Below are 7,510 nucleotides of genomic sequence, written 5' to 3' on the forward strand. Positions count from 1 at the left end.
CCCGAGGAGTTCGACGAGCACAACCTCGACCCGGAAGACCTCCGCCTGGTTCCCGTCAGATGCGAACTGTGGGGCGGCTGCGCGTGGATCAACCTCGACGACAACGCGCCCGCGTTCCGCGACTGCTTCGAGCCCTTCGCGTCGATCTACGACGCCTGGAAAGTGGAGTCACTGCGCGTCGAGTGGTGGCAGTCGTGCCGGCTTCCGGTGAACTGGAAGCTGGCGACGGCCGCATTCATGGAGGGGTACCACGTGCCGCAGACCCACCCACAACTGCTGCCGTCATCGCAGCCGGCCACGGCGTCCAAGCCGCCAGGTCTGGCGCAAACCAATCTGTATTTCATGCGGACGCTCGGCGAAGGCATGGCCGGCATGACGCACGAGAACGACGTCCGCATCGCCGAGGGGCTGCAGGACATGGAGCTACCCGCAGATCCGGCCGCGGCGATGGCCCTGTGGCGCAGCACGCTCAACGACGCCATCGTCGGATGGCACCGGGCCCGGGGTTGCGACATCCCCGACCTCAACGAGTTACAGCGGCAAGGCATCACCGAGGCGATCAACTTCGGTTTCCCGCACTACTTTGTGCTGCCGCAGTACAGCAGCGCATCGTCGTACCGGATCCGTCCGCTGGGCCCGGAGGAGACACTGTTCGAGATCTGGTCGCTCACCCGCATCCCACCCGACCAGATCACCGGCAAGCCCACACCACCCGAGCCCATGGCCCCCGACGACAAGCGTTGGCCGCCGATCCCGGCCCAGGACTTCTCCAATCTGCCAAGGCAGCAAAAAGGCCTGCACTCCAAGGGATTCGAGTACATGAGACTGTCCAGCCGGATCGAAGGACTGATCTCGAACTTCGAACGCGTCATCGACGGCTTCCTCGCCGGCTTGCCGTACGACGCGCTGATCCCCGCGATTCAGCGGACCAACACCACCATCGACGTGCCGATCGTGGATCTCGGCTTTACCGCGCCGCTCGGCACTCAGGCCCCGGCGGCGGCCCGGTGAGCACCAACTGGGACCGCTCGGTCGACCTGGTCATCGCGGGCAGCGGCGGTGGTGGCATGGTCGCCGGGCTGGCGGCGGTGGACTGCGGGCTCGAACCGCTGATCATGGAAAAGCAGGCGCTGGTCGGCGGTTCCACGGGCCTGTCCGGCGGCATCGTCTGGCTGCCGAACAACCCGCTGATGCGGGCCGACGGCATCGCCGACTCCCACGAGGACGGCATGGCCTATCTGGCCGACGTGGTCGGCGACATCGGCGCACCCTCGTCTCCCGAGCGCCGCGAGATGTTTCTCACGGCCGGCTACGAGATGATCAACTTCCTCACCCGCAAAGGTGTTCAACTCATCCGCTGCGCGGGCTGGAGCGACTACTACCCGAATCACAAGGGCGGCAACGCTTCCGGCCGCGCCGTCGAGGGTGTCCCCTACGACGCAGGCCAATTGGGCGACTGGAGTGACAAGGTGCAACCCCCGCTGGCCAAGAACTACGGATTCGTGGTGCTGACCAACGAGTTGCGTTCGGTGCAGTACTACAACCGGGCCCCACGTGCGTTCGCCGTCGCCACCCGGGTGTTCTTGCGCACCGCGGCGGCACGAGCCCGGCGCCGTCAAATCCTCACCAACGGCGCCTCTCTCATCGCTCAGATGCTCAAGGCGCTTATCGACCTCACCGACGGACGCCCTCCGCTCTGGACGAATGCCGCGCTGGAAGATCTCATCGTCTCCGATGGGCGGGTCACGGGGGTCCGCGTCGTCCACGACGGCGCATCGCTGAACGTCGAGGCGCGCAAGGGAGTCCTGCTTGCCGCAGGCGGTTTCGGGCACAACAAGGAGATGCGCAAGCGCTACAGCGGCGACCAGCCCAATGAGGCGCAGTGGTCGATCGCGAACGCCGGCGACACCGGCGAGGTGCTCGAGGCGGCGATGCGGCTCGGTGCGAAGACCGATCTGCTGGACGAAGCCTGGTGGCTTCCCTCGGTTTTCATCGCCAACGGCGGCGCCGCAGCAGCGTCGCTCGGCTCGGGGCGGCAACGGCCCGGCGCGATCTACGTCGACTCGACCGGACGCCGGTTCTGCAATGAGTCCAACTCGTACGTCGAGGTCGGCAAGGCGATGTATGCCAATAAGGCCGTCCCCTGCTGGATGATCTTCGACGAGGGCTATGTGCAGCGGTACGTCACGAGCACCAACCCGATGAAGCCGCTGAAGCGAAATCAGCAACTACCGCCGGAGCTGATCGAGGCTGGTGCGGTCAAACGCGGCAACACGATCGCGGACCTCGCCCGCCAAATCGACCTTCCGGCCGAGGAATTGGCACAGACCATCCAGCGGTTCAATCAGTTCGCCGCCAAGGGGCTGGATCCGGACTTCGGACGCGGCCAGTCGGCGTACAACGACTGCCTCGGCGACCCCGGGTTCCGGCCGAACGCAGCCGTCGGCCCGCTCGACCGTGCGCCCTACTACGCGACAAGGGTTTTCCCGGCGGACGTCGGTACCTGCGGGGGCGTCATCACCAACGAGCACGCCCAGGTGCTCGACGAGCAGGACCGGGTGATCGAGGGCTTGTACGCGACGGGCAACACGACCGCGACGGTGATGGGCCGAACCTATCCGGGCGCCGGGGCGAGCATCGCCAGCTCGATGGTGTTCGGCTACGTCGCCGCGCGGCACGCCGCCGGACGCAAAGTCGCCGGCGAGCACTAGCGCTATGCGTGGCGCCTTCCCCGCGAGCGTGACGGCGCAGTCACCCTCGGACTCGAACGTGACCGCAGCGTCACGCCGGCGGGGGATCGTCGCGGTCGACGAACTCGCGCGGCTTCATGCCCGACTGCATGAGCTCGGCCCGCCGCGCCTGAACGTCGGAGGCCGCGCCCACCATGTTCGTCAGGATGTGGCTGACCTGAAGGTGCACCCGCATCCCCATCAACTCCCACGCGCGCTTCACGTTGTTCTTCACCGCCATCAACGTGGTCAACGGGATCTGCGCGATCTTGGCTGCCATCTCCTCGACCACGTTCTCGAGGTCTTCCCGCGGCACCACTCTGTTGAGTAGGCCCCACTCGAGCGCCTGTTGCGCGGACAGGGTGGGCGCCAGCAACAGCCAATCCATGGTGCGGTGCCAGTTCATCAACAACCACGGCTCGATCATGGTGTGGCCGCCGGGCTCCCCGAGGCTTTGGGCAAGCGGCATCTGGAAATACGCGTCCTCGGATGCGACGCAGAAGTCGGTCAGCAATCCGAGGTAGATTCCGCCTCCCATGCAATAGCCGTGAATCGCGGAGATCGTCGGTTTCGGAAACTCCCACAAATACAGCGTCGGCCACAGGAACAGATCCGCGGTGCCCTTGTACAGGTCCTCGAACGTATCCCCGAAATCCGGATAAGGGTTTTCGTCAGGACCCCACCGGGCCACGTGCCCTCCGCAGAAGCCCTTGCCGTTGGCCTTGAGGATGACGACCTTGATCTCCTTGTCGCGGTCGGCTTCGTGCAGGCATCCGTCGACTTCAGAGACCAGGACCGAATCCTTGGTGTTGGCCTTGTCGACCCGGTTCAAGATGATCCGCGCAATCGGCGGTTCACGTTCGTAAATGACCGCTTCCAGGACGCGCCGCTCCATCCTCGTGACACTACCGCGATACCGGAATTCGCTTGCCGGTTGCGCGATGTTCGCGGGAGGAGTGAAGTGTATGAAGCGCGCTGCCACCGCGGGATCAGCAGAACGATGGAGGTCTCATGACGACTCCGTTGGAACGTGCGACGCAGCTGGATCTGGTGGCGCGTCTCAAATCCGCCTACCCGGAACTCCCGGAAGCGCCGACGCCCGATCTCATCGACCACGACCGGTTCAGCGCGTACGTCAAGACTCCGCATGACGTCGGCGGTGAACCGGATGCGCCCATGGAATACGAGAACAAGCAATACGAGACGTGGGAGGAAAGCACCTACGTCATGTGCGAGGTTCTCGGGTGGCGCGGAATCTGGTTGTCTGAGGAACGACGCCGAATGGGCAACGTCGACCTGGGCCGCACCATCTATCTGGGCCTTCCCTACTACGGACGCTGGCTGCTGGCCGTCGCACGAGTGCTCGCGGAGAAACATCACATCGGTCTGAGCGAACTGGCCGAACGCATGGCCGAGGTCAAGGCGCGGTACGCCGACGGCCTGCGGGGAAAACCGTTGGAGGCCAAGCCCAAATTTGAAGGTGACCCGAACTCGGTCCAGCGCAACCGCCACCACACGCACGCCGTCGGTAAGGGCGATCCGCAAGTGTATGCGGGACAGGCGGGTGCTCCGGCGTTCAAGGTCGGCGACAAGGTCGTGGTGCGAGACCTCCCTGTCCTGCTGTACACCCGCACTCAGGAGTACGTGCGCGGTGCGACAGGCGAAATCGCGGTCGTGTCCTACGAAAGCCCCGCCGCCGAGGACGAGACCTGGGACGGGCCCGACCAACGGCCCGAATGGTTTTACATCGTCCGGTTCAACCTCTCCGAGTTATGGCATGGCTACACCGGCCCCGGAAACGACTCGCTGCAGACCGAGATCCCGGAGCGATGGCTGGAAGCGGCAAGTTGACGATTTCGGGAAAGGATCCGGCATGAGTGCCCAAGCCCACGATCACGATCGCACCGCCGCGCCGATGGTGGATGAGATCACCGATTTCGAGGTGCTCGAGATCGCCCTACGCGAATTGTGCATCGAGAAGGGCATTTTCACCGCGGAGGAGCACCGCCGTCTCACCGAGTTCGCCGAGCAGATCGGGCCGACACCTGCGGCTCGCCTGGTGGCCCGGGCCTGGCTCGATCCGGATTACAAGAAACTGGTCCTCTCCGATCCGCTGGCCGCCAGCAAGGAAGTCGGGGTCGACTGGCTGGAACCGACGGGGTTCGGCACGCCGAGCGACTTCACCGCATTCCACGTGCTGGAAGACACCCCGACGCTGCACCACGTGATCGTCTGCACTCTGTGCTCGTGCTATCCGCGTCCGATCCTGGGCAACTCCCCCGAGTGGTACCGGACCCCCAACTATCGCCGGCGGATCGTGCGCTGGCCGCGCCAAGTGCTCGCGGAGTTCGGTCTCTACCTACCGGAAGACGTCGAAATCCGGGTAGAGGACTCCAACCAGAAGCACCGGTTCATGGTGATGCCCGTCCGCCCGGCAGGAACCGACGGGTGGACCGAGGACCAGCTCGTCGAGATCATCACCCGCGATTGCTTGATCGGTGTCGCCTTACCGAAGGTTGGCGTGACGACCAACGCGATCACCCATACCCGCCCGGCCGTCCATCCCGTAGAGCAATGAGCCGCCCACACGACATCGAAGGCCATACGGTCGTGCCGTTGGCGAAAATCGTTGAACGCAACCAGGTCTGGAGCCGGATGGCCGCCAAGTACGGGGTCGCCAACCCGGCACCGCCCTGGCAGACAAGCCTTGACGGGATGTGTGACGCGCTTGACCAAAGCGCTTGCGGCGCACAAGCACTCGCTTTCACGGACCGGCGCGACGAAGAAGATGCGCTATCCGCAACGCTGTATTCCGACTTGCCCTACCCGGAGAACCGGTTGGTCGCGCTCGCGCACTCGCTGGTGGTGCGCGGCGTCTTAAGCGAAGCCGAACTCGAAGAAAGGCTTGCGGCCGTGCGCGCCCGGCTGCAGCCCTGAGCGAAGTCGTCGACACTCCCCGAAACTCGCCGCTCGCGAGGCTGTTTAGCGGATCGGGTGGCGATACGCTACGCTGGCAGCAACGTTGGCTTCATGACACCACCTGCCAACTTCGTCGTGGAACGCTTTCTCATCCCACTGGTGCCGGCCCGAAGATCGCGCTTAACACCTAGATGATCCGTGCATCCCCGCACTAGCTTGTCTCGCGGCGATCGATTTTGCCAACCGGCAATCTCGCCACCTCGTGCCGATGGCGCGCGGCGTCTTCGCCTGCGACACGGCACCACCGATGCCCGAAAGGCACCGAAAAGTGACTACCGACAAGACTTTCGCCGAGCTCGGCGTGCGCAAACACATAGTCAGTGCGCTCGCCTCGCGCGGCATCACACATCCATTTCCGATTCAGGTCGAAACCCTGCCCGACACGCTCGCGGGTCGGGATGTCCTGGGGCGCGGCAAGACCGGCAGCGGAAAGACGCTCGCCTTTTCGATCCCACTCGTCAGTCGTCTTTCCGATGGAAACCGGCGCGCCGGCGCGGGTCGGCGGCCCTCGGGCCTGGTGCTCGCACCGACCCGGGAGTTGGCGACGCAGATCACAGCGACTCTCGAGCCGTTGGCGACGGCCTGCGGCCTGCGGGTCACCACGATCTTCGGCGGCGTTTCGCAAAACCGCCAGGTAGCAGCCCTCAAATCCGGGGTGGACATCGTGGTGGCCTGCCCCGGCCGGCTCGAGGACTTGATGAAGCAGCGTTTCATCAGCCTCGAGGCAGTCGAAATCACCGTCATCGACGAAGCCGACCACATGGCCGATCTCGGCTTTCTGCCCGGCGTCACCCGGATCCTGGCCGCAACTCCGAATGGTGGACAGCGGCTGCTGTTTTCGGCGACCCTGGACAACGGCGTCGACAAGCTCGTCAAGCGATTCCTTCGAGACGAGGTCCTGCATTCGGTCGACGAGGCCAACTCGCCGGTATCCGAGATGACCCACCACGTGTTCCACGTCGCCAGCGCGGAGGCCAAGAAAGAGCTGGTGCACCGGCTCGCATCGGGCACCGGGCGCCGGATTCTCTTCATGCGCACCAAACACCAGGCGCGCAAACTCGCCAAACAGCTCACCGAATCTGGCGTTCCCTCAGTCGATCTGCACGGGAACCTGTCACAGCCCGCACGCGAGCGCAACCTGGCGATGTTCGCCTCCGGTAGCGCTCGGGTGTTGGTGGCAACCGACATCGCCGCGCGCGGCGTACATGTCGACGAGGTCGAGCTCGTCGTGCACATCGACCCGCCCGCCGAGCACAAGTCGTATCTGCACCGCTCCGGGCGTACGGCCCGAGCGGGAAGCGCCGGAGACGTCGTCACGGTGGTGCTGCCCGACCAGCGCCAAGACACCCAGGCGTTGCTGCGCAAGGCGGGCATAAAGGTGGTGCCCCAGCAGGTGACCGCGGTATCGGAGGCGGTGCAGGCGCTCGTGGGTGAGATCGCGCCCTACCAGGCCCCTGCGGCCGCCCAGGTGCCGTCGCGCTCGCATCAGCAGCATCGGACGACCACCGGCGGACAGCGGCGCCGCCGGAACGGCAGTTCACCGAAGACGAGCGAACCGGCGATATCTCACCGCTCCGCTACGCCTACGCGACGGCTGGAGCGTCGCCGCTCGAGTCGCGCGCAAGGTGGCACGGGATAGGTCAGCGTCGGGCCAGCAGCCACGCCTGGCCCTCGCCTTCGCCGGCGTCGATCACGTCCAGGTCGGCAAACGCCGCGGGCATCTCGCCGGGCACCGCGCGAAACGGTCCGGGGCTCGCGCCCACCTCGCTGAGCACAACGATCGCCAGCAACCCGCCCGGTGC

7 protein-coding genes and 1 pseudogene are annotated in these 7,510 nt (G+C 65.3%); 6 read left to right on the forward strand and 2 right to left on the reverse strand.

Features of this window, described 5'->3' with window-relative positions:
- A partial coding sequence (locus JOZ00_RS20725; RefSeq protein WP_293347303.1) for an SRPBCC family protein occupies positions 1-1,011 on the forward strand: 1,011 nt, incomplete at its 5' end.
- Positions 1,008-2,711 carry an FAD-binding protein gene (locus tag JOZ00_RS20730; protein WP_293347306.1) on the forward strand — a complete coding sequence of 568 codons (1,704 nt, stop codon included), beginning with the start codon at positions 1,008-1,010 and terminating at the stop codon, positions 2,709-2,711. The genes JOZ00_RS20725 and JOZ00_RS20730, both read left to right, overlap by 4 nt.
- A 70-nt stretch (positions 2,712-2,781) precedes the next feature.
- On the opposite strand, the gene JOZ00_RS20735 is transcribed toward JOZ00_RS20730, so the two are convergent.
- Positions 2,782-3,624 (reverse strand): enoyl-CoA hydratase-related protein, encoded by an 843-nt coding sequence (locus JOZ00_RS20735; RefSeq protein WP_293347310.1) that lies wholly within the window; start codon positions 3,622-3,624, stop codon positions 2,782-2,784.
- A 116-nt stretch (positions 3,625-3,740) separates the two neighbouring features.
- On the opposite strand from JOZ00_RS20735, the gene JOZ00_RS20740 reads away from it, so the two are divergent.
- The 4 genes from JOZ00_RS20740 (at position 3,741) to JOZ00_RS20755 (ending at position 7,347) form a co-directional block, all read left to right on the forward strand.
- Complete coding sequence (locus JOZ00_RS20740; protein WP_293347313.1) at positions 3,741-4,580, forward strand: SH3-like domain-containing protein; 840 nt, start codon at positions 3,741-3,743, stop codon at positions 4,578-4,580.
- 22 nt (positions 4,581-4,602) lie between these two features.
- Entirely contained in the window at positions 4,603-5,307 is a 705-nt protein-coding gene (gene scnC / locus JOZ00_RS20745; protein WP_293347316.1) for a thiocyanate hydrolase subunit gamma, read from the forward strand.
- Positions 5,304-5,666 (forward strand): thiocyanate hydrolase, encoded by a 363-nt coding sequence (locus JOZ00_RS20750; protein ID WP_293347319.1) that lies wholly within the window; start codon positions 5,304-5,306, stop codon positions 5,664-5,666. The genes scnC and JOZ00_RS20750 overlap by 4 nt, the downstream gene beginning before the upstream one ends.
- Positions 5,667-5,976: 310 nt before the next feature.
- Positions 5,977-7,347, forward strand: coding sequence for a DEAD/DEAH box helicase (locus JOZ00_RS20755; RefSeq protein WP_293347321.1), 1,371 nt, complete (start codon positions 5,977-5,979; stop codon positions 7,345-7,347).
- Position 7,348: 1 nt separating this feature from the next.
- Here JOZ00_RS20755 and JOZ00_RS20760 read toward each other — a convergent pair.
- Positions 7,349-7,510, reverse strand: a pseudogene (locus JOZ00_RS20760) (SAM-dependent methyltransferase); the annotation flags it as partial.

The sequence above is a fragment of the Mycobacterium sp. genome (assembly GCF_019243155.1).
In the GTDB taxonomy this organism is placed as follows: domain Bacteria; phylum Actinomycetota; class Actinomycetes; order Mycobacteriales; family Mycobacteriaceae; genus Mycobacterium.

Excerpts from the sequence above, each read along its gene's own strand:
- JOZ00_RS20735 (WP_293347310.1), bottom strand. The coding sequence starts at position 3,624 with ATGGAGCGGCGCGTCCTGGAAGCGGTCATTTACGAACGTGAACCGCCG.
- JOZ00_RS20740 (WP_293347313.1), top strand. The coding sequence starts at position 3,741 with ATGACGACTCCGTTGGAACGTGCGACGCAGCTGGATCTGGTGGCGCGT.
- scnC (WP_293347316.1), top strand. The coding sequence starts at position 4,603 with ATGAGTGCCCAAGCCCACGATCACGATCGCACCGCCGCGCCGATGGTG.
- JOZ00_RS20750 (WP_293347319.1), top strand. The coding sequence starts at position 5,304 with ATGAGCCGCCCACACGACATCGAAGGCCATACGGTCGTGCCGTTGGCG.